We start from the raw sequence: 26,676 nt of genomic DNA, 5'->3' as shown, positions 1-26,676 counted from the left end.
TTGTCGCCAAACAAACCACCATACCCGGAAACAAATCACATCCCCAAAAGGCTTATGGTAAACATGTTAAATCATTTTTAGATTACCGACAACAAGAACACGGGTCAACCTTTTTTATATCAAGGCCATCCCCTTATTTTCTTTTGATATTTATCTCTTGACCTGAAATTTCAATTCTGTTAACTATTCCATTTCAATATGGTTAACACAAAAAGAACCGTTTACCGGGCAAAACGAATCATTGAGTCAACTTGACTGCAGGTTGATATTTTTTTCCATATACACCTGCTAAGATATCCTTGTTTGAATAGGTCAAATTATTGTGAAAAACTTTGGACTTGATCAAAATAATTAGACAATTTGTGCCAAGACTATGCGGCAATCAACAACAGGTGTCTGTACCGCAGACTGTGATTCCTCTGAACATTTTGTCAAGTACAATTTCAGCAATTTTAAATTTGAACCACAATCAATAAGATCTCGATTTTTAAGTTATAATCAAGGATACAGTGTGTTTAAATTAAAGCAATTTATCAACAACTAAGATTGAGATCAAACCATGGTATTAAACAAAAAATAATGGAATGTTGTAATGAATCTTTCATTTTTCCCTATGTTAAAAATTTTTATTTAAAACAAACAGATTGTAAATCTTGACTTGCTTTATCCAAAACCTTTCGAACCATATTTGCCATGTCTGATTTAAAAATGGGTTTCATTAAAAGACCTTTGAAACCAGAAGCCTTTGCTTTTTCCTGATCTATGCTTTCACTAAATCCCGTACACATGACAATTGGAATATTCGGTCTAATGGTCATCAGTTCCTTTGCCAACTGATTGCCGGTCATAAGCGGCATGGTCATATCGGTGATAACAATATCAAAAGTATCAGGTTTATCTTTAAATGCTTCCAATGCTTCAAGGCTGTTTACAAAGGATGTTACTTTGTATCCTAAACGAATGAGCATTTGTGATGAAATTTTTATGATAGATTCTTCATCATCCACAAGAAGAACACGTTCATCTCCGGTTGGCTGATCCCCGGCTTTTATTTGTCTGACAACGGACGTTTTTTTCATTATTGGTAAAAATATGTTGAAGGTGGTTCCTTTTTGGGGTTCACTATCAACCGTTATTTCCCCTTTATGATCTTTAATAATTCCGTAGACTACTGAAAGCCCAAGCCCAGTACCCTTTCCCTGCCCTTTGGTTGTAAAATAAGGTTCAAAAATTTTATTCATCAATTCAGGTAATATTCCATGTCCATTATCAGAAATACTCAATTTGGCATATCTGTCAGATCCAAGAGAGGTTGAAACCAAATCATCACCTTCTAATAATATTTCTTTCAGCAAGACAGTAATTATACCACCTTCAAATTCTATGGCATGGAACGCATTGGTAATAATATTCATGGCAACCTGGTGTATCTGTGTTGGATCTGCCATGACCAAGCCGCAGTCATGCTGAATTTGTTGAACTATTTCTATATTGGAAGGAATGGTTGATCTGGTTAATCTTAACACTTCCTTTAGAACCTGCTGGATACGAACCGGAATAACTTTATGTTCATTTTGACGACTGAATGTAAGAATCTGTTGTACGAGTTTTGCAGCTCTTTGTCCGGCTTTTAAAATTACTTGCACATTTTCATGTACAGGGCTTTGCTCTGGCATATCTTCAAGCAGCATTTCCGACATACCTACAATGGGAAATAAGATATTATTAAAGTCATGAGCAATGCCACCTGCCAGACTGCCAATAGATTCCATCTTCTGAGAGTGTAATACACGTTTTTCCATTTCTTTTTGATCCGTAAGATCGCGAACAATACTCTGAACTGTTCCAGCGTTTTGATCAACAATGCTTGAACTGACTTCAACATCAATTATTGATCCGTCATGCCGGTTCAGTTTCGTTTCAAATTTTGTGTAACCTTTTATTTTTGTTTCTTCTAAAACTTCTTTCAATATTTCCATATCAAAAGGAGGGAGTAGTTCTTTAAGATTCAATTGTGTAAAGTCGTCTGTTTGATAATCCAGCATCTGTTCAATTTTATTATTGATGTCAAGAATTTGCCCGTTCAGATTATGAACAATTATACCGTCATTAGATTTGTGAAATAAGGTTCGATATTTTTTTTCACTTTTTTTTATTGCTGATTCTGATTCTATTCTTAGCGTGACATCATCAAACAATGCCACGACTTCTCCTGAAGGCAATTTATAAATTCTGTTTTCTCTCCAACCTTTCCGAACATTATCTTTGTAATAAAATGGTTCCAAGTGAACTTCTTTTCCCGATTTCCAAACTTCCTGTAAGACATCCAAAAAACCTGTTTTGTCCATATTAGGGAATATTTCCAACAGTCTTTTCCCCAAAACATTTTTTCTTTTAATACGAGTAATCTTTTCTGCAGCAGCATTAAATGCTTTGAAAATAAAATCATCACCTTTTTTTATTGGTTCATAAACAGCAGCACCACTCGACATATGCTCAAACATTTCGGAGAATCGAATCTCGCTTTCAATCAATGATTGCTCAGACTGTTTACGCTCAGTAATATTTGTTAATGAGAGTAAAACCTTTTTGTCACCATTCAATTTTAAAAGAGAAGTGGATATTAGAAAATTCAAAAACATTTCCTTATCATCAATGAAAAATGTCATTTGGCATTCTTCATCAATGTGTGATTTTTCTGTTTTGAAGGTGGACATAACTCTCATTCTAACAGGGCACTCAGAACAATCGCTATTTCTACCACACCCTTTGCCGTCAAAGGAAGTCAAGCAGTTGAGAACTTCACCACCCCAAAGCCCTAAAAACTCTTCTTTTTCTTTTCTCCCAAAAGCAGTTCCTTTATTATTAATCATTTCAATCCTCCCCTTGTCATTGACAATAGCAAGGATATTGGGCACACTGTTGAATATAATACTCAGGTTATCAGCATGACTTTTTATCTTTTGTTCAGCTTGTTTGCGCTTTGTAATATCTTGAATTATTGAATAAAGGAAGGTGTTTTCACCAGATTGAACAGGACCGGAATACACCTCGACCTCTCTGATTTCCCCAGAAGCAAGCCTGTGAGGAAAATTAAAAACCAGCTTATTTTCAAATTTGGTTTTATTCATTTCTTTTACCACTTGCTCGGTAGTTAAAGCATTAATATCAAAAATTGACAAAGAGGTAATCTCCTCTTTTGAATATCCATAAAAATTACAAGCAGCTTCATTTGCTTCAATAATAGAGCCATTTTCAGGGTTTATGATAAGTTTGACAGCCTGATTTGTTTCAAACATTTGCCTATAGCATTGTTCTTTATCTCTGAGTTCCTTAAATAACAAATCATGGGGCTTCTTGAGTCCAGTATAGGCCATAGCTTTGTAAACCAGATAAAAAGTAAAAATCTTAAATAAATGCCCAATAAAATTAGAAAAGCCATAAACACTTATATAAAAAGTAAACGCCAGCTCAGAAATTATTGTCATCCCGATGGACATAAACAATAGTTTGTAAACAATTTGGTCTAATACATTTCGTTTTTGGTGTAAAAAAAAGAGTGATAGGGCTAAAAAAAGACATATTATATATTCACTGGTCTTTTTAAATGTCGTAAGTCCAAAGCCTTCTATAAAACAAGCCGGAAAAATTTTCCAAAAAAATATCGCAAAACATGCAATGACAGATATAATTGAATAAACCCAGAATACAAGTGTAAAGTTTATGCGTTTATTAAATAAAAATGGGAATAAAAAAAGAGATATGCTTTCCATATATCTGGCAACAAGCCATAATTGTGTCGCAGGATTAGCTCCCAGCTCGGGTCCAAAAGTACCCATGCCTTTATAACTGAGAGCATGAAACAAATCACAGCCACCAATGAATAAGTAAGCTATTCCAAGAAATACAAGAGCATCATTTTCAATTGTCTTCCTTGTATTCCAAACTATAACAAATAGACTACAGGCAATAACGATTGAAAAAAACTCTGCAAGTGTATGAAAAATAAGATAATTATAACGACTGACTATATATAAAACGCTTATAATTACTAAAACAGAAAGAATAGAAAAAAATAAATTGAAATGATCCCTGAATTCAGTTTTTGTCATATTTATACCAAGATTTAAGTGCTTGAACATAAGTTTCATCATCTACATAGCAATTAATTCCGCTGACTGAAAGGCTATCTTCAAAGGTAAAATCGGAAGAAACTTTAGTCCAGGTGCTTATTGATCAGCGTTCAGGCATTTCAAACGGCATGATATACGTATAAAACCCTGAACGCTTAAATTTATTAACTACTACCGGTCAAACTAAAAATCTCTAAATTCGTCATCATCAAAAGGAATGACCTGATCCGGTTGAACTTCTTTTAAACTCTGCGTCAATACTTTATTTCTTCCAAACACCCTTTTTTCGGGTTTTAAGGAAACTGATTTTATTTTATTGTGACGTTGGACGGTATTTTCCTGGTTTTTATTGCCAGTAACAAGCTCTACCAGCTCGTCCACATACTCCTTGAGCTGCTCTGCCTGGGCACTCATCTCTTCAGACGCTGAAGCAGATTCTTCTGCATTGGCTGCGTTTTGCTGAACAACATTATCCATCTCTGTTATGGCTGTATTTACCTGTTCAATACCATTAGACTGCTCTTTTGAGGCCTGGGATATTTCCGATACAATTTCACCTACTTTGACGGCAGTTTCGGCAACTTTACTAAAAGCATCACTTGTAGTTGAAACCAGTTCAGACCCGTTATTCACTTTTTTAACCGTTCCTTCAATCAGTGCGGCTGTATCTTTTGCAGCACTTGCAGCTCTCATGGCAAGATTTCTCACCTCATCGGCAACAACGGCAAAGCCAGAACCGGCTTCACCGGCTCTTGCAGCTTCAACGGCTGCATTCAGGGCCAGCAAATTTGTTTGAAAGGCAATTTCATCAATGGTTTTAATAATCTTTGATGTTTCTTCACTGGCCCTGGAAATATCTTCCATTGATTTTGTTAATTGCTCCATGGATGTGTTGGCAGTACCTACAACTTGATTAGCGTCCTTCATCAACCCATCCGCATGCCCTGCATTCTCGGCATTTTTTTTGGTCATGGATGACATTTCCTCCATGGAAGAAGATGTCTCCTCTATAGAGGCCGCCTGTTGAGAGGCACCTTCAGCCATACCCTGACTTGAAGAAGATACTTGGCTTGACGCCGATGCCACCTGATTGGATGCCTCATTCAGACCGGCAATAATACGGTTGACCGGCCGGGTAATGCTTCTGGTAATAAAAAATGCCACCACTGCACCGATCAAAAGCGCTGCAATCAATCCGATAATCATGATAGTTGATGCATTGGAAAGAGATGCCACAGCTCCTTTGGCAATTTTGTCTGTTTCATCCAGACCGGCCTCAGCTGTTGTTTTACAGGCATCAATAACAACTTGGCCTGCCGATCCTCTTTGCTCTCCAACTTCCTGCAAGGCAATCCAGTTTCCAAGGAAACCCTTCATGGCATTTTTATAGGCATTCCCTTCAGACCTTACTACATTTATCCTATCAAGATCATCAGGTAAACGGGTTATTTTTTTCAGCTCTTCAAACTTTTCTTCAATTTTTGGAAAATTATCCAGTGCTTCTTCAATGATTTTAGGACTTCGCAGAGCTTGGGATTTAAACACTCCTATCCGAGTGTCATTTCCAAGATCAATAATATCATTGACTATGTTTATTTTAGAATTACGTTCCAGCATCTCCCTGGTCAAGGAATGGTTCTGGTTCTTCAGGAACTCTTCGCAATTCATGGTAAATTTACCTGCCACAGCATCCAGATCCCGGCGATATTTTTCCTCCTTTGTCGTGGCATATCCGTCTATTGCTTCAGCATATTTTTTTGCACAGGTTTCAATGATATCAATCTGTCTGATATTCTCGGATGAGCGGGTTATCGGCTTGATAGACTCCAATTTTTTATTCACATCAAGAATCAGTTTTCCAGCCTCTCTCATGCCTTGGAAATCATTTGCTGCATAGGCCTTGAAATTATCAATACGGACACGGGATACCAGCTTTACGACATCTGTAACAACGATTATTTTTTCCTGCCGTTCATTCAAATCCTTTTTAAACGCTGCATTCTGAGCACCCAGAAAATCATTGCAGTTCTGCATATATTTTACGGCTGATGAATCCAAAGCCTTTCTTTCTTTATCCATTTTTACAAAAGTATCCACAGTCTTCTGAACAAGCATACCATAATTATCAAACGCTTGGGTTGCCACCTCAATCTGGCCCTTGAGGGCTTTCAGATTTGGGGATTGTGCCTCAAGTTTTCGCGCTTTTTCCAAGGCATTTTCCACGGCCTTCATCTCTTTTTGCGCATCGGTATAAAATTTTTCATCTTCTGTAAAACCATATCCACTCATCTCATACATCACACGGTTTACCGCACCTCTCAACTCAACGGCAACATCAACTTCAGGTACATACTCATTGGCCAGCATGGTGCTTTGTGTTTCCACTTTATCCATATTCCAGATGGCCATTACACCCAGCATACCCGCAATAATCAGCAACAAGACAAATCCTGATGCTATTTTTAATCCCAAACTTAGCTTTTCCATACTAATCCTCCTAGTTAAACTTTTATGTTAATGTAAATTATTAGTGCCTCATTTTTAAACGTATGTTATAAAATTTTTCTAACTTTTTTCATCGGTAACTTTTTTCAGCTTTTGGGTTGCGGGCATCGCTTGCTTTGGTCTTTATTTTTTCAGGCTGATCATCTTTTTCAACACTTCGCAAAGATCAACATATGTATCATTCATATAAGTAACAAACCGTGGAAAAAAATGATGGGCAATTGATATAACAGCTTTTGAATCATCAGGAAGAATCAAAATAATACGTCTGTCCTTAAGCAAATCAATAAACAAAGTCAATTTTTCCATTCTATTTTTTGAATCTGCAAGCAAAACATAGATTTCATCGTTATAAATTGAGACCTGTCTTAATCTTGCCTTGAACAAATCAAAGGTTTGAAATATTTGAATTTCAACATTATTGAAATTTTCTTCAATAATGCTTTTCAATACATCTCCTTTTCTGGAAGAAGCCTTATGAATAAAAAGAATAAATTTCATTATTTGCATGCTCTTATAAAAAATATTTAAGTTTGTATTTCAAAATCACACAGATACATACAAAATATGTGCCACTAAAAAAAATATAAAATGTAGTTATTTCAAGATATTAGAATATGAGTTATTTTTTATTTATCTCACAGACAGGACGATTTTATTTTTTTTAACTTATGAAAAAAAGTCAATCCGTTGTATTTTCATTACAATGTTGTTGTTTTATGATCTTTGTCGCAATGATGAAACAATCGCAAAAAAAGGACAAACTTAATTATTTTTCAAATCATACTGCTGCATCAGACGATAAAGCTGACTTTTGGAGAGACCGGAGCGTTTACAGGCATGTTGTATATTTCCTTGTACATTCGACAATAAAACACGCAGATACTCACATTTCATTTTTTCAATATAATCTTTAAATTTCAAAGTATTGCCAATGTTTTGTACGGCAGGTGAAACAAAATCCTCAGACATATCCCTGACAGTTGAGTTATCAAATTTATTTCGTATGTTAAATACGCGAAGATGGCTGGGAAGATGATGCGGAAAAAGGATGCTGCCAGCACCGGCTTCACTCTGGGCCAGATCAATTATCGTTATAAGCTCTCTTACGTTTCCAGGCCAATCGTATATTTGAAGTTCTCTTAGGAACTCATCTGAAACCGAGCATAAATTTTCTTTTGAAAAATTTTTATTGTTGGATAAATGATTCTGAACAATGAGTTTGATATCATCTTTTCGATCCTTTAACGGAGGCAGATGGATATTCATTGAAAATATTCTAAAATAAAAATCTTCTCTGAATTTATTTTCTTTCACCATGGCTCCTATATCACGGTGGGTTGCACTGATCAGCCGAAAATCGCTTTTAATCTCATTTTGACCCCCTACAGGCCGGAACTGTTTTTCCTGAAGCGCCCTGAGAAATTTTTTTTGTATATTTAAAGGCAGTTCCCCCACTTCATCAAGAAACAAAGTGCCTTTATCCGCCATTTCCATTAACCCTGCTTTACTGGAATCCGCACCTGTGAATGCACCTTTTACATGACCAAACAAAGTGCTTTCGACCAAATATTCGGGCAAGGCCGCACAATCCACAACTATAAATCCTGCATGAGATCGTTTGCTGTTGATGTGAATCATCCTTGAAAACAACTCTTTGCCGGTTCCTGTTTCACCCGATATTAATACGGGGATATCATTGACAGCAGCTTTTGAGACTTTATCAATACAGCTTAATATCAGTGGGCTTTCACCGATAATCAAATCTCTTTTAACCGTATGCTTTGATTGTACAGCTTGCTTTTGTTTCCGGTATTCAAATGCCCTGTCCAGAGCAAATTTAAATTTTTTCATAGAACCTGTTTTCGAAATATAATCCCATGCATTGGATCTAATGGCAAGCTCTGCTCCGTCAATATTTTCATTTCCCGTTATAATAATTATTTCAGGAGCAAAAGGATGCTTTTTTATACTTTTTATGGCTTGAAGACCATTGCCGTCCGGCAAACTTACATCTAAAAAAACAATATCGATATTATCGGCAAAAATTTGCTCCAATCCATCTTTTAATGTCAGTTGATAAAATATATCATACCCCATTCGATTGAAAACCTTGACCAAAGTCTCACATATCAACTCATCATCATCAATAATTAGTACTTTTGGCATAATGCATAATTTCCTTTAGAATAAATTATTTGTCCATTTTCAGGACAATAAAATTTTTACTCTCCTTTAACATAATTCCTTCAACAACATTACCGATATTAACCGTATCCTTAATTCCGTGCAAAACAAAAGTAGTTTTTTTATGATTCATTGTCCAGGCAATGACCAGATCATTATCGCTATATTGATAAGCGATTGCTGCTGACTTAGCCCCGCTGTTATAGGCTATGCGTATCTGGGAAAGAAAAAAACCATCCTCGATCAGATGATTTATAATATTTGTCAAGCTGTCAAGGTGAGTCGCCACAACGACAAATTCAACCTTTCTTTTTTCGCAATGATAAATATCAAAACTTTGAATCTTTTTTGTAATTTGTGACAGCAAATTAGTATCGTTGCGGTTATAAATTTTATCTTTCGGACTTATGTGTGCAAGATAAGCAAATTTTTCAGGCACACCGGCCAACAGAGCCGTACACGTTGAAACCCCCCAAGTTTCAAGAATTTCATTATTTTCAGCCTTTAAAAATTCATCCATATCCACCCGGAGAGTCAAGCCGCCTGTTTTTAATTTTTCACCGTTGGGCGGTTGTAAGGAATGTTCCTGCAAATATCTAAACAACCTGTTTCTGTAATATTTATTGTGACTTTTATAATGTTGTGTTGTTATCTCTTCCTTATCTATTTTTGCCACAACCAACCATTTTGAACCTAAAAACTCAAACACCTCAAAAGAACTTAAGGCACTTGCTCCCCGATAGTCCACAACAATACGATACCCTCTTTTTTCTTTAAACTTTACCTTGATATTTCTGTCATCAAGGTGTTCTTTCAGTATTGTGGAATATCCTTTAAAATATGACTCAGTAAGCATCAAACCATCATGATTAACCAAAAAGGTCTCACCTGTCTGTCCCAGATCATCTGTTGATGCAAAAATCGAGTTTAACTTATTCACAGCGCATTGAAGAACTATCCAGCCGACTTGAACATCACTGTTAAAAACCGGCTCAACAAAAAAAGCTGTCGGCTCCGATGATGGGCTATAGTTATAAAAATCAATGAACACTTCCTGGGTCGGGTTATCAGCTATTACATTGGCCAGCAAGCCGATTGATTCTTTACTGTTCACAAGATTGGTATAATTATCCACTTCTTTTCGGATAGTATAGAAAACGACACCTTTCTTATCCACAAATAAAATATCACGAAAAAAATAATAATTTGCAATGTAATACCTGTTAAAATAATCTCTCGCTTTTTCAATATTATCTGCAAGTGAGGAAGGTATCTTTTCAGTCTTCACAGCATTGAAATATTTCCGATTCATTTCATAAAAAGCAATCATTTTTTCATCGTTTGCAGCTTTTTGAGCAAAGCTGTGCATTCGTTCAGTAAATCGCTTTAAATGTTCAATCTTTTCCTGACGCACATAATCCAATTGAATCAATGCCCAATCATAAGGGCTTTTTTGAGCCCAAATTTCAGAACCTGTGAAAACCAATATAATTGAAATAATACCTGCAAATAAAAATTTCATTTTTTTATATAACCCACATGCCATAGTGAACACAGCGAAGTATGAAACAATTACAAAATAAAAAAAACAGTAATAACTATCATTTTTTTTATTTCTCCAAACAAAAATGATAGGGGATAGTCATGATCAAGAAATCAGATAGCACATTCATTCAAATTATTCACCCAATTTGTTGAGGTTTAGACGTTCATAAAGACAAAATTTCAGTTTGCTTAATCAAAATAGATGAAGTCGGAGCGGAAAAATATAAAATCAGAAAATTTTCAGCATTTACTCAAGATCTGAAAAAAACAAAAGAATAGCTAATTAAAAACCATTATCCAATTATAAGTTCTCAAACATAAGTTTTTTCCTCTATATAGAAAGGACAAGGGTCAACCTTTTTTATATCAAGGCCATCCCCTTATTTTCTTTTGATATTTATCTCTTGACCTGAAATTTCAATTCTGTTAACTATTCCATTTCAATATGGTTAACACAAACAAAAATATCAAGCATGACATATTAAAGATTCTCTACCAGGCAAAGGCAGACACGGTGTCCGGGGTCAGGTTAAGCGATTCTCTGGATATTTCAAGGGTAGCTGTGTGGAAGCATATCACGGCACTCAAGCAAACCGGGTTCGAGATTGAATCATGTCCCAAAGGATATGCTCTGCTCAACCCCGACGACCTGTTGCTGCCTTTTTGTTTTTCCTCAGAATTTAAAACAAACATATTCCATTTCCAGGAACTTGAATCCACAATGGATAAGGCCAGGGCCATTGCAAAAAAAGATGCCCCCCACTTAAGCGTGGTCATTGCAGAAAATCAAACCACGGGCAGGGGACGGCTGAACCGCAAATGGTTTTCCTCAAAAGGCGGACTGTGGTTTACACTGATTTTAAAACCAGATACCCCCCCGCCACTGGCCTATATTTATAATTTTGCAGCCTCCCTGAGTCTTTCAACATCATTAAAACGGCTCTTTGATGTGAATGTCAGCGTCAAATGGCCCAATGACCTTTTATTGAACGACAAAAAACTTGTAGGCCTTTTGTCCGAGATGGAAACCCGTGGGGATATGGTTGAATTTGTCAATATCGGAATCGGCATTAATGTCAATAACCAGCCTCAAAAATATGAGCCCAAAGCTGTTTCCTTAAAAGACGTATTAGGCAAACCCGTGTCCCGCAAATTAATTTTGGAAACTTTTCTGCATGATTTTAAATCCAGGATTCAAGTCATAGACTGCCATAAGATTATTGACCTTTGGAAAGAACAGACCTCCACCATTGGCAGCCGAGTTAGAATCGAAACATTAAAAGATATGCATGAAGGACTGGCTGTTGATGTGGACGAAACCGGTGCCTTGATGCTTCAGGACAGCACCGGGGAAATAAAAAAAATAATTTATGGCGATTGTTTTCACACCTGAAAGAATACATATAAAAAAATACATATGAACAGTTCAAAACAGCTTAAAATGACTGTATACACATCTTTATTTGTTGCCTTTATTGCCATTGGCGCTTTTATTGCCATCCCCATCGGACCGGTTCCCATAGTGCTTCAGAACATGTTTGTTCTTCTGGCAGCAATCATATTAGGCCCGGTATGGGCTGTTGCCTGTGTGGCCATTTATCTGTTGATCGGTCTTGCCGGCCTGCCGGTATTTGCCGGGGGAACATCGGGTATTGGCAAATTGTTCGGGCCCACAGGCGGATATCTTTTAGGGTACTTGCCTGCGGTATTTGTCACTGCCGGAATTTCAAAAGCATTGGGCAAAAGAATGTCAGCCGATATGATTGCCATGGTGACAGGGTCTTTGATTGTTTACGGAGCAGGGGTTTTCTGGCTGAAAATTGCCACTGCCATGACCCTTGAAAAAGCCGTTGCCGTCGGCATGTTTCCGTTTTTGATCGGTGATGTTCTTAAAATCATTGCAGCGGCATTTATTGCAAAAAGCCTAAGACCAGTCATCAAATTGTAATTAAACTCTTGAAAAAAACAGCTGAGATGCCGGAAAAAATAATCGATATAGACACCCTTTGCCATACATTTTCAGACGGTTATGTGGGACTCAAAGAGATCTGCCTGTCCATTTATAAAGGAGAATTTATTATTCTTGCCGGAAAAAACGGGTCCGGCAAATCAACTTTTTTACGGCATTTGAACGGCCTGTTGATGCCTGATTCGGGACGTATACTGGTAAACGGCCGTGAGGTATCAAAGCATCTGGTTCAAACCAGAAAAACCGTTGGCATGGTATTCCAGGATGCAGACACCCAGATTATCGGCGATACCGTGTTTGATGAGGTGGCATTCGGCCTTGAAAATTTAAAATTCAACCGCGCAAAAATCAATGAAACAGTCACCCGGGTTTTAGAAGATCTGAATCTTTTTCATTTAAAGGATAAAAATCCGTCCAATCTTTCCGGGGGAGAAAAACGCAAACTTGCCATTGCCGGAATCCTGGTCATGGATCCTGAAGTGATTGTGTTTGACGAGCCTTTTTCCAACCTGGATTATCCTGGAACGATTCAGGTTCTTTCCACCATAGTTGATCTGAATAAATCCGGCCACACCATTATAATTGCAACCCATGATATGGAAACTGTTATTTGTGAGGCAACACGACTCATAATCATGGAAAATGCACGGATCAAACAAGACGGCAAGCCCTGTGATCTTATCCGATGCCTGGAATCATACGGTATCAAAGAGCCTTGTTCTTCGAAATTCGGACTGGGGATACAACCATGGCTGACCTGATACCCTTTACATACCGGCAGGGGCACTCCATGCTTCACAAACTGGATGCCAGGGTTAAATTTTTCATCATCTGCCTTATCAGCATCTCCATGGTCTCTGCGCATCTTCTGGCCAGTGGCGTTTATGGTTTAATTTTACTTGTTTTCTTTAAAGCTGCCGGGCTTGACTTATTCTCACTATTGAACAGCATTAAATATTTCATACTGCTGCTCTTTTTTATTTTCCTTGCCCGGGCACTTACCGTGGAAGGTCATGTTATTTTTTCATTTTACGGCCTGTCAGTCACTGAACAGGGTATGAATGAAGGGGGGCTTGTGGCCTTTAAATTTTTTTTAGTGATGTTGACGGGACTTCTGTTTTCTTGTACCACCAAACCGTCTGCCGTGAAAAGTGCGGTTCAATGGTTTTTAAAACCCGTCCCGTTTGTGCCTGAAAAACGGGTAGCTGTCATGATAAGCCTGTCGCTTGCATTTATGCCGGTGATTCTAAAACAGGCCAAAGAGATATCTGATGCCCAGAAAGCACGCTGCGGAGATCTTCAAAAAAATCCTGTAAAAAAAATCATCCGTCTTGTTTGTCCACTGCTGAAAAAAACCTTCCTGTCTGCCGACAGCCTGGTTCTTGCAATGGAATCAAGATGCTATAGCGATGACAGGACAGATCCTGAATTCACACCCTCTGGAAATGAAATCTATTTTCTTGCCGGCAGTCTTATTTTGTCTTTAAGTCTTGCCTGTCTATAAATTTAAAATTATTTTTCGGTCATCTTTCATATTTCCCATTGATCATCACAATTTTTTAAGATAAAATTCGAACCATGATATAGTTTCATTACTATTTTGAATGAAACAAATTTAATCATATAATCTCCGGAAAGGAGCGCATTATGTCAGAAACAGAAGATCAATTCCCTGATTCAAACATGCTTGACCTCAGGGGAAAACAATCCGTCCGGGCTACCTTCAAACTCTCCCAGAAAGCCATTGATGCAATCGGGCTTGTTGCCATCCATATGGGGATAAAACAAAAATCTCTGTTTGATCACATCATAGAAGACATGGACGCCCTGGACAGCCTTGCAAAAACCATTCGCATCAGGCAATTTAAAAAAATTCCCAGGAAACAGAAAACCTTTGTGTTAAGCCGAAAAACCATTGATGCCCTTGGCACTATTTCCCAGGCTTATGGAACCCCCCGGGATGCACTTGTTGAATATTCGGTCAAAAAGCTTGAATCCATTATCAACTCTGAAAAACTAAGGCACAAAGAACGAAAAGTCCTGCAAAAAGAGGTTATTAATCATTTCAACCGGGGAAAAGAGCTTTACCAGAAAGCTGTTAATATACTTGGTAAAGATGATCCTTTTTGCCGGCGTATTGAAAAAGCCGTATTTGCCTGTCAAAAAACAGAAAAAGACCTTGCACTGTTTATTGATAAAAGCAAAGTTTTAGAAGATTTTTAATAATGCCATGGCAGATCACTCTGCCGAAACAAACAATGAAAGATATTTAATTTCAGCAGGTTAAAAGTTCTTTTATATAAACTGCTGCAGGCAGACCTGGACATTTCATACTGCAATCTGCTCAACTTGATTTGTCCACAACAAAACAAGAACGTCTTTGTTTGGATTTTTCAAGGTATTAATATAAAAAGAACAAGACATAAGGTTTGATATATGCAAAAAAATCTCATCCCTCAACTCTCAATACTATATAATGAAGGAGGACAAGTTGATTGAAGTTCAAAATCTGACCAAGTACTACAAAGATTTCTGTGCTGTGGACAATATCAGCATGATGATCCGGAAAGGTGAAATTTTAGGTCTTCTTGGTCCAAATGGTGCCGGAAAGACAACTACTTTAAGAATGTTAACCGGATATTTCAAACCAAGCTCAGGGTCCATAAAAATAAATGATTTGCAAATGCCAAAAGATGCCATCCGGATCAAATCCTTAATCGGATATCTGCCTGAATCAGCTCCACTTTATCACAACATGCTGGTCTATGACTACCTGGATTATGTTGCAAGGATAAAAGGAATCAATGATAAGGAAACCAGGTATGACAGGTTTTTGCAATTATCTGATCTTTGCGGACTGTCTGCCATTATGGACAAACCCATTGCCAATCTTTCAAAAGGGCTAAAACAGAGGGTAGGCCTTGCCCATGCCATGATGACTGATCCAAAAATTTTAATTCTGGATGAACCCACATCAGGGCTGGATCCAAACCAGATTGTTGAAATAAGGGATATTATTAAAACCATTGGAAAAGAGAAAACAATTATCTTTTCCACCCATATCTTGAGTGAAGCTGAGGCCACCTGCGACAGGATCACCATTATCAACAAAGGAAAAGTGGTTGCCGATGATACAACTGCACATCTCAAACAAAATGCAGCACAAACTTCTTTGATCAAACTATCTCTTAAAGGAGCGTTAAAAGACGATGCCATATCACTTTTAAAGGGTATCCATTCAAATCTTGATGTGAAAACCGTTGATTCAGGTGAAGATGACACTCTCTCTTTTGAGATCGGCAATTCAGATACCAGTACAGATAATAATAGATATAATAATTCTGACGCCATGGATTTGCGATCAGACATATACCTTAAAATCAAAGAAACGGACTGGATCATTGTAGAACTCAAAAAAGAATCCCAGGCCCTTGAAAAAATATTCCGGAAATTGACAAGGGAGGAGGCATAAAACCCATGAAACAGATAAAAACTATTGCCATTAAAGAGTTCAAGGATTATTTCATCTCACCCATTGCCTATATTGTGATATCTTTATTCCTGATTGTAACGGGCTGGTTTTTCTTTTCCACATTTTTTATTTTCGGACGGGCTGATTTAAGAGATTTTTTCTCTCTTTTGCCCATTATTTTTTCTTTTATCATTCCTGCCATTACCATGCGGCTTTTTTCAGAAGAAAAGAATATCGGCTCCTATGAAATTCTTTTAACCATGCCGGTATCGTTTACGGATATTGCCCTGGGAAAATTTTTTGCCGCCACACTGTTTACGGCATGCATGCTTGTCCCAACCATTTCCTATCCGATTTTTATCTCGTTTATAGGCCAGGTTGATCCGGGGCCTGTGATCGGCGGATATCTTGGGGCCATTTTTCTTGCGGCTGCCTATTGCTCCCTTGGTCTGTTTGCCTCGTCTTTAACCCGCAACCAGATCATTGCATTTATTATTGGCTGCGCCCTGTGCTTTACCCTTACCATTATTGACAAGCTTTTATTTTTCATGCCTTCAAAAATCATTTCCATTGTTGAATATATTGGTGCCAACTCCCACTTCACGAATATTTCCAAAGGTATTATCGATTCCAGGGATATTCTTTATTTTGTGAGCGTGGTCTTTATTTTTATTTTTTCAACCTATATTGTCATGCATGAGAAGAACTAAGGAGAAACAATGGGTAATTTTTCAATGAAAGAAAACTACTTTAAATTTATTTTATATCTTGCAGTCATTGTATTGCTTAACTTTGCAGGGATCACCCTTTTTTTCAGGGCAGACCTGACAGATGACAAACTATATTCGCTGTCACCCGCCAGCAAGGATGTTGTGGCAACCTTGTCTGAACCCTTGACCATCAAGGTGTTTTTCTCAAAAGACCTGCCCGCACCACACAACAATACGGAACGATATCTTAGGGATCTGCTGGAAGAATATGCTGCAAGAGGCGGTAAATTTTTCAACTATACCTTTTATAATGTCACCCCGGAAGAAGGGGACCTGACCCAGAATACCGACGAAAACCGTGACATGGCAAAAGATTACGGGATACAGCCGGTTCAGATCAGGATTATGGAAAATGATGAGGTTAAATTTAAAAATGCCTATATGGGACTGGTCATGATCCACGGAGACCTGATTGAAAAAATTGAAACCATAACCTCCACAAATGGTCTTGAATACCAGCTTACAGGCGCTATCCAGAAGCTGAACAACAAAGTAAGCGCCTTGTTGCAGCTCAAAGACAAAGTCCAAGTCAATATGTATTTATCAACTTCTTTGAATACCATAGCTCCCCTGATAGGGCTTGACCAACTGCCGATGCTGAACAAAGCTGTGGCAGATACCATTGAAAAGCTCAATAATAAGATCCTTGGCATCCTTGAATTAAAACATATTGATATTTCAGACAAAAAAAATCTTGATATGGTGAGTAAAAAATACAATTTAATGGCACTTTCATGGCCCGCTATTCCTGAAAAAAACATTTCAGCCGGACATGGAGCCGCAGGTCTTGTCATTGAATTTAACGGTAAAACAAATACACTTCCCCTTATCAGTGCTTTGGAACTTCCCATTATCGGCACGACCTATCAAATGGCAAATCCGGGCGAACTGGAAGAAGAACTCAATTCGGTTGTGGAAAAACTCATCGGGATTAACAAGGATATCGGATTTTTATCAGGCCATGGAACCCATTCCCTTATGCCGGACAGACTGGCCATGATGCAGGGAATGCCTTCAAGCGGCATGCAGGTGCTTAACACGCTTGTGTCTTCACGATATTCAATCAAACAGCTTGATTTAAAAGACGGGCCGATTCCGGACGGGTTAAACTGTCTTATTATTGCAAGGCCCACCCAGAAATTTTCAGATTATGAACTGTTCCAGATTGATCAGGCACTGATGAAGGGAACAAACATTGCGTTTATCTCGGACTCTTTTAATGAAATAATGCCTCAACAAAACAGTATGGGAATGGGTATGCCGCCAAGATACGAGCCCATTGACACCGGCCTTGAAGCCCTCTTAAACCATTACGGCATAAAAATAAAAAAAGCATATGTATTGGACAAACAATCCTATACACAGCAAGTTCCACAAAATATGGGAGGCGGAGAACAAAACATATATTTTGCCCCCATGTTAAAAGAAAATACCATCAACAACACACCTCAATTCATGGACAATATCAAAGGGCTTGTTGCCATGCAGATTTCGCCTCTTGAGCTTGTGGAAAAAAACATTGATACAACACAAGTTACAGCAACAAAACTTTTGTCTTCATCTGATGAATCATGGTTGATGGAAGACTCTATTAATTTAAACCCCATGTTCATCCGGCCGCCGGCAAATGAGGATGAGATGAAATCCTATGATCTTGCCTATCTGCTTGAAGGCAATTTCACAAGTTTCTTTAAAGGCAAAGCCATACCTGAAAAAGATATGGGAGAAAAAGATATTAATGAAGACAACAAAGAAGGCAATACCGAGTCCACCCTGGAAAACAATAAATTTACAGGGTTAAGCGCCGAAAACACCTTTATAGAAACATCCAAGACTGCCAAACTTTTCATCCTTCCATGCTCCCAGATGCTTCAGGACAATATGCTGGACCCACAGGGCCGATCAACCAATGCCACCTTTATCTTAAACATTATTGATCATCTCAATGGTGACGATAAAATCGCCCAGCTGAGAAGCAAGCAACAGACATTGAATCCCGTTGCCCAAACCACACCGCTTGCCAGGAGCATTATCAAGGCGTTTAATATTATTATCCTGCCTGTTCTGGTCATCTTGTTCGGACTGGGTGTGCTTGCCAAAAGAACAGCCAGAAAAAAGAAAATCGCCAACCGTTTTAACGCTTAAGAGGAATGAACTCATGAAAAAAGAATACATGATCCTGATCGCACTCATCTTGATATTGGGTGCATATCTTTTGTTTTATAAAGGCAACAAAGACCATTATACACTGCCTGAAATTCCCCAAATAGATGTTGCCAAAATCACGAGTCTCACCCTGGATAAAAAAGAAGGAGCCATAGCATTTACAAAAAAAGGAAAAAACTGGGTTCTGACCGACAAAGAATATCCTGCAGACTCACCTGCTGTGGAAAACATGCTGGATACAATCAAAACTTTCAAGCTTTCCGCCCTGGTGTCTCAAAAAGGAGACCTTAAAAGATACGAGCTTGATAATGAACATCATATCCGGGTTAAACTGGTACAAGACGAAAAGACCATTTTTGAATTTACCCTGGGAAAAACCGCTCCGTCTTTTAACCATACCTTTGTCATGCTGGCAAATGATAAAAACATCTATCATGCCAACGGCAGTTTTAAATCTTATTTTGACAAGCCCCAGGATGATTTCAGAGATAAAAAAGTATTGGAGTTCAAGCAAGCCTCCATAAAACAATTTACCATTGAAAAAGAAGGGGTATCCAAAACACTGATTTTAAAAGAAGATGAAAAGGACCCAAAAAAGTCGAGTCCAAAAGAATCCGACCCGAAAGAATCAAACAAAAAAAAGACAGAAATCACCTGGACGGCTGAAGACGGAACGGTTGCCGACAAAGAAGCTGTGTCAAACCTGCTGTCCTCTGTTGCGTTTCTGGAATGTAAAAAATATGTGTCTGTTCCTTCTAAAAACGAACTGGAAAAATCCCTTCCCCTTTGCAAGATAACTCTTAAAAATGAAGCCGACATAGAGCTAACGCTTTTTAAAACCGACAATTCTGACAATTTGATCGGAATTTCTTCGATGAATGAGTATGTCTTTGAGCTGAGCCAGTTCAACGGCAAAGAGATTGTGTCAAATATTGAAAAACTGTTAAATCAGGAAAAGGCCGACTTAAGCCCGAAAGATATAGATTTAATCAAGGAAGAGGCTAATTTAAAACCTGTCCCTTAAAAAAGTGAACCTTTTTTTTAAAAATTGCATATCAACCCTATCAATGGATCATTACCATTCTGTTTGTTCTTATTATGGTATTTTTTCTCGGGTTGATATGTATTTTCATAAAACTTATGTTCAAACAAAGGGCTGTTCATTTTATTGCCGCTATAAGTATTTGTTTTGTCTAATATAATATTAGATTAAGCAAGCAAGTCATCACATCCATAAACTCCACTTTTCTCCCCCTTTTCCCTTTCAGCTCCATCCAGCTTGATGTGTCAAAACATTATATAAAAGGGCTATTCGTCCTTTATTTTAAACAGCCCTTATTCATAGAAGCAGCACCAACTCACCCAGTTTTTATCTATAATTTTTACTCCGAAATAACAATTAAGCCATACATGTTTTTTCTAACAAAAATTTATTTTTTTCTTGACTTAGTCCTTATTTTTCGTAGAATGTGGAGCAAAGTGGTTGAAAAGTGGATAAGCTCATCTTTAATAAAGGCTTAAATTAAGTGTTTAGATCTAGCTCTTTTCATACCATTGATTCCAAAGGCCGGGTGATTATTCCATCAAGATTCAGGAATATTTTAAAGGCTGATAAATTTTACGGGGTCATGGTTTCAAACAAGGACGGGTGCTTATACGCTTATGCTTTTAGCGAATGGGAAAAAGTGGAAAACAGGATTTTGTCAGCAAAAAGCAGTGCCATGGTAAATTTTAGAAGGTTTTTTCTGGGCAACTCCTGTGAATGCAGATGTGACAAGCAGGATCGTATCCTGATCCCAAAAAATTTAAGAGACTATGCAGGACTTGAAAAAGAAATTGCTCTTGTGGGCAATCTGGATCGATTTGAGATATGGTCACGGGATCAATGGGAAAAAATCAACAAACAAATGGAACAGGAACTCCAAAGAGAGGAAGTAAGAGAGGAAATCGCCTCTCTTGGATTATAAAATATGGGCTTTGAGCATACGTCTGTAATGCCCCGAGAGGTGCATGAGCAGCAAAACCTTCAACCAGGAAACATTGCTGTGGATTGTACCTTAGGCGGAGCAGGCCACGCACTTTCAACCTTAAAGGCAATCCTTCCTGATGGCTTGCTTATCGGCATTGATCAGGATTTAGATGCAATTAATCATGCTGAAAAGATTTTACAACCGTTCAAAAAAAATGTGCTGTTGTTTCACAACAATTTTTCCGATCTTCCGGAAATTTTAGACGCTAACGGAATCAAAGGTGTAAACTCGATAGTTCTTGATCTGGGCTTTTCACTGAACCAATTAAAACACGCCAGACGAGGGTTTAGTTTTAACAAGGATGAACCATTGGATATGCGAATGGACATGCGAAATGATCTGACAGCTTTTGAGATTATCAATTCATTCAAGGAGAGTGAACTGGTTGATATTTTCTTTAAGTTTGGTGAAGAAAAATTTTCAAGGCGTATTGCAAAACGGATCATTGAACAAAGAAAGCAAAACCCCATTCATACAAGTTTTGAACTGGCACAAATCATCACAAAAGCCATCCCTGCAAAAAACATATACAGCCAGCGCATACATCCTGCAACAAGAGTATTCCAGGCATTAAGGATCGTAGTAAACAGGGAACTTGAACAGCTTGAAAAATTCATGAAAATTGTACCTTCTCTTCTTTTAAAGGATGGACGGGTTTGTATCATCTCTTTTCATTCTTTAGAAGATCGTATCGTAAAGCAATCGTTGCGAAAATTTGAGAACGGATGCACATGTCCAAAAAGTCTTCCAGTCTGTTTGTGCGGATTTGTTCCGCAAATAAAATCAATTTTTAAAAAGCCATTGATTCCGACTAAACAGGAAATAGACCAAAACCCCATGGCCAGAAGCTCAAAATTAAGGGTGGCTCAAAAAATATAACTAATGACATTAAAAAACAACATACACAGAAAGGCTGATCAAATACAAAAGGCCGGATTCCACTGGATTATCATCATTTGCCTTATTTTCTGTGAGCTTTTGGTTCACACCTGGATCAGGACGGAATCCACCCATACTATTTTACGGGTTTCCAAAGCACAGGGTGAGTATTCAAAGAAAATTTCTTATCAAAAGGCCCTGTCTGTTGAAAGAGACAGACTCAAATCAGACGATCGAATTACAAGGATTGCAAAAACCAGGTTGAGCCTTTCAACACATACCTTGGACCAAACCATTTATCTTTCAGGGGAAGACGGTTAATGTCAAATGATTTTAACACAGATATGAAACACAGAATCATTATCGTTCAAATTCTGATCGTTGCATCAATTTTCTTTCTTGGAGCAAAATCCTTTGATATTCAGATTTTTAAGGCCAAAGAACTGACCCGAAAAGCTGAAGACGATTATTCAAGACATTTCACAATTCACGGGGAACGAGGACAGATTCTGGACAGAAGCATGAACAAACTTGCCACCAGCATTGATGCTGTCTCCATTACAGCCTGTCCTTTAAAAATAAAAAACCCGAAAGATGCTGCTGAAAAAATTTCCAACATATTGGATATCAATCAAAAAGAACTTCAAAACACCCTTTCATCCAAGCGTACGTTCGCCTGGGTGGCCAAAAAAATTTCCCCGGATCAGGCCGGTCAAATTCGGCAATTAAATTTGACGGGAATTTATTTTGAAACTGATTCTAAAAGATTTTATCCCAACAGGACTCTTGCAGCACAAGTCATAGGGTTTACAGGTGCTGAAGATTCCGGTCTTGAGGGCCTTGAGTTCAAGTATGACTCTGTTATGAAAGGCAGTTCAGCGAGAATAAATATGAAACGGGACGGAAATGGAGGCAACCTTGATCTTGACAAGAAAAAAAGAGTTGAATTGAGAGGAAACTCCATTGTTCTGACAATTGATAAAAAAATCCAATTTTTAAGTGAGAAAACCCTTGAAAAAACCGTAATGGCTCACCGGGCAAAATCAGGAATAGCCTTGGTGATGAGGCCTCAAACCGGTGAATTGCTTTCCATTGCACATTTTCCAAAATTCAACCCAAACAATTTTAAAGAACATGACAGATCAGTCTTCAGAAACCGCGCCGTCACCGATGCGTTTGAGCCGGGGTCTGTCATGAAGGTCTTTACTGCAGCTGCCGCACTTGAAAAGGGTTTCGAACCACAATCCATCTTTTTTTGTGAAAACGGAACCTATAAAATCGGAATATTTACCATTCATGACACCCATCCCCATGACTGGCTTTCCATCAACCAGATCATCAAGTTCTCAAGTAACATAGGTGCTGCAAAAATTGTACAAACAATTGGAAAAAGATCCTTGCACAACCATCTTGTGGCTTTTGGATTCGGAGATAAAACCCTGGTTGGATGTCCGGGAGAGACATCGGGCAACCTGAGCCCATATCGAAAATGGTCTAATATTGATGCAGGTGCAATATCTTTTGGCCAAGGCGTTTCTGTTTCCGCCATACAGCTGATCTCCGGTATCAGTGCCATTGCAAACGACGGGAACCTTATGAAACCCATGTTGATAAAAAAAATCATATCCAACACAGGGAAAGATATAAGAGTGTATCACCCTGAAAGAATCAGACAAGTAGTCTCCTCAAAAATTGCCGGGCAGGTCAAAAGAATGATGAGCCTTGCCGTAAAAGAAGAAGGGACCGGCACAAAAGCAGCCATGAACGGATATTCGGTTTGCGGCAAAACAGGAACAGCTCAAAAAGCCATGGAGAAACGCAAAGGGTATTCAAAAAGAAACTATATCTCGGTTTTCGGGGGATTTGCACCACAGGACAACCCTGAACTTGCCATTCTGGTGGTGGTAGATGAACCCAGAAAACAATATTATGGCGGGGATGTGGCAGCTCCAGCCTTTAAAACCATTATGGCTGAATCCTTTAATTATTTAAATATACCCCCTGAAAAAAACAATAATATGATCGCCTTATTATCAAGCGGAGAAAAAATTTGAAGCTGTCTGCTCTGATCAAAGATTGCTCACTGACTGCATCTGATTCTTTTGAGGACATGGATATCCATGACCCGGATATTTTTTTCATCTCTTCAAACTCCAAACAGATCAGGCCCAACGGGCTGTTTATTGCCATTAAAGGATTTGAGGCTGACGGGCACGATTATATTGAACAGGCATTTGAAAACGGGGCTGCGGCTGTGATTGCCCAAACCAATCCGAAAAATATAAATAATGTCATACTGGTTGAAAACACTAGGCTTGCCATGGCCTCCATTGCAGCCAATTTTTACGGCAACCCGTCAAAGGACCTGACCCTTGTAGGCATCACCGGAACAAATGGAAAAACCACCACCACCTGGCTTCTGGAAAGTATTTTCAAGGCCTGCGGATTTTCAACCGGTGTCATCGGAACCATAAATATCCGGTACAATGATCAGACTTTTGATACCCCTGTAACAACTCCTGATTCCATTGATCTTCAAAAAAACCTTTATGATATGAAACAGGCCGGTGTAACCCATGTCATCATGGAAGTTTCCTCCCATGGACTTGACCTGAACAGGGTGGACTTCTGCCGGTTTGATGCCGGGGTATTTACAAACCTGACCCAGGATCACCTGGATTATCACAAAACCATTGATGCCTACTTTGACTGCAAAAAAAGATTTTTCACTCGGTTTCTCGGGTCAAACGGAAAAAACGATGCTCCTGCCATCCTGAACATTGATGACCCCAAAGGAGAATCCTTATTCAATTCTCTTGCCTGTCCAACCCTTGCCGTCAGCACAAAAAAAAAAACAGATATTTTTGCACAAAGTGTCAAAGACGATATCCATGGGTTGTCAGGAACCATTTGTCTGCCCGGCGGTTCATTCAACTTAACAACATCGCTTACCGGCAAATTTAATCTGGAAAATATTTTATGTGCTGCCGGTGCTGCCCATGCCTTGAATATCAAACTTGAACAGATAAAAAAGGGGCTTGAAAACTGCCCTGCCGTTCCGGGCCGGCTGGAAAAAATCAATACCCCGATCGACAGGTATATATTTGTCGATTATGCTCACACGCCTGACGCACTTGAATCCATTCTGACCACGCTCAAACAAATGGCCCCCAAAAGAATTATCACTGTTTTCGGATGCGGTGGAGACAGGGACCGTTCAAAACGTCCCTTAATGGGTTTCATTGCCTGCAAAGCAAGTGACATTACCATTATAACCTCTGACAACCCGAGATCCGAGTACCCGGATGACATTATAAATGATATTTGTGAGAAGTTGGACACTTTTGATAAACTTTCTGAAAACGATCTTTCATTTAATCCGTTCAAAAAAGGCTACATGGTTGAAGTTGACCGAAAAAAAGCTATTAAAAAGGCTGTATTCATTTCAAAACCAGGGGATATAATTGTTGCTGCGGGAAAAGGACACGAAACCTATCAAATTACCGATACAGGCACCCTTCACTTTGATGACAAAGAAGAACTAAAGAACGCCGCCATTGAATTTGCAGACCAATTTACCCCGATTGCATGGAAAACAGAAGATCTGTCCCGTGCATTGAATACAGATCCTGTTTTTTCAAACATCAAAAAAAATCATAGTTTTAGCGGGATCTCCACCGACTCAAGGACTATTGCTCAAACCCATATTTTCCTTGCACTTAAAGGAGAAACTTTTGATGGACATATTTTTATTAAACGCCTTATTGATCAAGGTATAAAAGGATTTATCACCCAAAAAGGATTTTTTGATACTCTTGATCAAAACACCCGAAAAAAAATTTTTCAAAGCAGTCTGATTATTTTTGAAACCAGGAATACCTTAACCGGTTTAGGACTGCTGGCCCGATATCAAAGGCTGCGCTCAAACGTCAAATTAATTGCAATTACAGGTTCCAGCGGAAAAACAACCACAAGAAAAATCACCCAGGAAATATTTAAAACCCAATATCATACCCACGCCACAACTGGTAATTTTAACAATGAAATCGGTTTACCACTGACTCTTTTAAATCTTTCCCATGCTCATGAATGGGCTATCGTGGAAATGGGCATGAACCATCCGGGTGAAATCTCCAGACTGAGCCGTATCGCACTTCCCGATATTGCCGTGGTAACCAATACCGCAGGAGTTCATCTTGAAGGGCTTGGCAGTGTTGAGAATGTGGCAACTGCCAAGGCGGAAATTTTTGAAGGCATCCGTAAAAACGCAACCGCAATCCTTTTTGCGGATGATCCAAGGCGCTGCATCCTTGAAGCAAAAGCCAGGGAAAATAACGCCATAAAAACAGTTCTCTTTTTTGGCTCAGGATATGATGCAGACTTTCAATCTGCTGATATTAAAACCTTGGCAGGTTCCACCCAATTTACCGCCAAATTTAACGATCAAAAAATTGCCTGTTCAATCAACTCCCCTGCCCTGTTTATGGTGGATAATTGTCTTGCGGCAATTTGCGCCGCCAGCATTGCAGGCATTTGCAGGGAAGGTATAAAAAAAGGACTCCGGGCCTTTACTCCGGTATCCGGCAGGATGAATATTTTCAGGCTGTCGGATTCCATCCATATGATTGATGACACATATAATGCAAATCCGGCTTCCGTCACCCAGGCCATAAATACCCTGCAAAGAGTCAGTGCCGGCAAAAACAGCATTGCCGTTCTCGGGGATATGCTGGAACTTGGAACAAAATCCGACAGGCTGCATAGGCAAATCGGACTAAAAATCGCTCTATCGGGCATTTCCAAATTATTTGTTTTCGGAGACCAGGCAAAGCACATGATAGACGGTGCAGTTGAAAACGGATTTTCAGAAGACAATATATTTCACGGATCAAAAGATGAAATAGCCCGAAAAATATTGGAACAGTCAGACCGGGAAACCTGGATTCTTGTAAAAGGGTCAAGGGGTATGGCCATGGAAACCATCATACAAAAACTTCAAACACTATTAAACTAAAGGGGC

General features: G+C 38.6%; 19 protein-coding genes. 14 read left to right on the top strand and 5 right to left on the bottom strand.

The window, feature by feature from the left end; genetic code table 11:
* Positions 1 to 626: 626 nt before the first annotated feature.
* From BLT94_RS00690 to BLT94_RS00670, 5 genes are all read right to left on the bottom strand, one after another.
* A complete protein-coding gene (locus BLT94_RS00690; RefSeq protein WP_175530221.1) occupies positions 627 to 4,112 on the bottom strand; it encodes a hybrid sensor histidine kinase/response regulator in 3,486 nt (1,161 codons plus the stop codon).
* Between the two features lie 204 nt (positions 4,113 to 4,316).
* Positions 4,317 to 6,620 (bottom strand): methyl-accepting chemotaxis protein, encoded by a 2,304-nt coding sequence (locus tag BLT94_RS00685; RefSeq protein WP_092229462.1) that lies wholly within the window; start codon positions 6,618 to 6,620, stop codon positions 4,317 to 4,319.
* Between the two features lie 141 nt (positions 6,621 to 6,761).
* Positions 6,762 to 7,139 carry a hypothetical protein gene (locus BLT94_RS00680; RefSeq protein ID WP_245742887.1) on the bottom strand — a complete coding sequence of 126 codons (378 nt, stop codon included), beginning with the start codon at positions 7,137 to 7,139 and terminating at the stop codon, positions 6,762 to 6,764.
* 264 nt (positions 7,140 to 7,403) lie between these two features.
* Positions 7,404 to 8,807 carry a sigma-54-dependent transcriptional regulator gene (locus BLT94_RS00675; RefSeq protein ID WP_092229459.1) on the bottom strand — a complete coding sequence of 468 codons (1,404 nt, stop codon included), beginning with the start codon at positions 8,805 to 8,807 and terminating at the stop codon, positions 7,404 to 7,406.
* A 25-nt stretch (positions 8,808 to 8,832) separates the two neighbouring features.
* A complete protein-coding gene (locus BLT94_RS00670; RefSeq protein ID WP_175530220.1) occupies positions 8,833 to 10,347 on the bottom strand; it encodes a cache domain-containing protein in 1,515 nt (504 codons plus the stop codon).
* Between the two features lie 468 nt (positions 10,348 to 10,815).
* Here BLT94_RS00670 and BLT94_RS00665 point away from each other — a divergent pair, with 468 nt between their 5' ends.
* The 14 genes from BLT94_RS00665 to BLT94_RS00600 all read left to right on the top strand — a co-directional run bounded on the left by BLT94_RS00665 (position 10,816) and on the right by BLT94_RS00600 (position 26,670).
* On the top strand, positions 10,816 to 11,763 hold the full coding sequence (locus BLT94_RS00665; RefSeq protein WP_092229455.1) for a biotin--[acetyl-CoA-carboxylase] ligase: 948 nt from the start codon (positions 10,816 to 10,818) through the stop codon (positions 11,761 to 11,763).
* Positions 11,764 to 11,811: 48 nt separating this feature from the next.
* On the top strand, positions 11,812 to 12,318 hold the full coding sequence (locus BLT94_RS00660) for a biotin transporter BioY (RefSeq protein ID WP_245742885.1): 507 nt from the start codon (positions 11,812 to 11,814) through the stop codon (positions 12,316 to 12,318).
* A 26-nt stretch (positions 12,319 to 12,344) separates the two neighbouring features.
* Positions 12,345 to 13,100, top strand: coding sequence for an energy-coupling factor ABC transporter ATP-binding protein (locus tag BLT94_RS00655; RefSeq protein ID WP_014956735.1), 756 nt, complete (start codon positions 12,345 to 12,347; stop codon positions 13,098 to 13,100).
* Positions 13,088 to 13,843 carry an energy-coupling factor transporter transmembrane component T family protein gene (locus BLT94_RS00650; protein WP_014956734.1) on the top strand — a complete coding sequence of 252 codons (756 nt, stop codon included), beginning with the start codon at positions 13,088 to 13,090 and terminating at the stop codon, positions 13,841 to 13,843. The genes BLT94_RS00655 and BLT94_RS00650 overlap by 13 nt, the downstream gene beginning before the upstream one ends.
* Before the next feature lie 143 nt (positions 13,844 to 13,986).
* The gene (locus BLT94_RS00645) at positions 13,987 to 14,562 is read left to right on the top strand and encodes a hypothetical protein (protein ID WP_014956733.1); all 576 of its coding nucleotides are present in this window, start codon (positions 13,987 to 13,989) and stop codon (positions 14,560 to 14,562) included.
* A 268-nt stretch (positions 14,563 to 14,830) separates the two neighbouring features.
* On the top strand, positions 14,831 to 15,811 hold the full coding sequence (locus BLT94_RS00640) for an ABC transporter ATP-binding protein (protein WP_092229453.1): 981 nt from the start codon (positions 14,831 to 14,833) through the stop codon (positions 15,809 to 15,811).
* Positions 15,812 to 15,816: 5 nt separating this feature from the next.
* A complete protein-coding gene (locus tag BLT94_RS00635; protein WP_014956731.1) occupies positions 15,817 to 16,521 on the top strand; it encodes an ABC transporter permease subunit in 705 nt (234 codons plus the stop codon).
* Positions 16,522 to 16,530: 9 nt separating this feature from the next.
* Positions 16,531 to 18,726: a GldG family protein gene (locus BLT94_RS00630; protein WP_092229451.1), complete on the top strand. Its 2,196-nt coding sequence runs from the start codon at positions 16,531 to 16,533 to the stop codon at positions 18,724 to 18,726.
* Positions 18,727 to 18,739: 13 nt separating this feature from the next.
* Positions 18,740 to 19,771 (top strand): DUF4340 domain-containing protein, encoded by a 1,032-nt coding sequence (locus BLT94_RS00625; RefSeq protein WP_092229449.1) that lies wholly within the window; start codon positions 18,740 to 18,742, stop codon positions 19,769 to 19,771.
* A 502-nt stretch (positions 19,772 to 20,273) separates the two neighbouring features.
* Positions 20,274 to 20,714, top strand: a complete 441-nt coding sequence (gene mraZ, locus BLT94_RS00620; RefSeq protein WP_014956728.1) for a division/cell wall cluster transcriptional repressor MraZ — start codon at positions 20,274 to 20,276, stop codon at positions 20,712 to 20,714.
* Between the two features lie 3 nt (positions 20,715 to 20,717).
* Positions 20,718 to 21,656: a 16S rRNA (cytosine(1402)-N(4))-methyltransferase RsmH gene (gene rsmH, locus BLT94_RS00615; RefSeq protein WP_092229447.1), complete on the top strand. Its 939-nt coding sequence runs from the start codon at positions 20,718 to 20,720 to the stop codon at positions 21,654 to 21,656.
* 3 nt (positions 21,657 to 21,659) lie between these two features.
* On the top strand, positions 21,660 to 21,977 hold the full coding sequence (locus BLT94_RS00610; protein ID WP_014956726.1) for a hypothetical protein: 318 nt from the start codon (positions 21,660 to 21,662) through the stop codon (positions 21,975 to 21,977).
* Positions 21,977 to 23,710: a peptidoglycan D,D-transpeptidase FtsI family protein gene (locus BLT94_RS00605; protein ID WP_092229445.1), complete on the top strand. Its 1,734-nt coding sequence runs from the start codon at positions 21,977 to 21,979 to the stop codon at positions 23,708 to 23,710. Before BLT94_RS00610 ends, BLT94_RS00605 begins: the two co-directional genes overlap by 1 nt.
* Positions 23,707 to 26,670: a UDP-N-acetylmuramoyl-L-alanyl-D-glutamate--2,6-diaminopimelate ligase gene (locus BLT94_RS00600; protein ID WP_092229443.1), complete on the top strand. Its 2,964-nt coding sequence runs from the start codon at positions 23,707 to 23,709 to the stop codon at positions 26,668 to 26,670. The genes BLT94_RS00605 and BLT94_RS00600 overlap by 4 nt, the downstream gene beginning before the upstream one ends.
* Positions 26,671 to 26,676 lie beyond the last annotated feature (6 nt).

This window comes from Desulfobacula phenolica (genome assembly GCF_900105645.1).
Lineage (GTDB): Bacteria > Desulfobacterota > Desulfobacteria > Desulfobacterales > Desulfobacteraceae > Desulfobacula > Desulfobacula toluolica.
The sequence above is the reverse complement of the archived record's forward strand: the minus strand, read 5'-3'. Positions and strand labels throughout refer to the sequence as shown.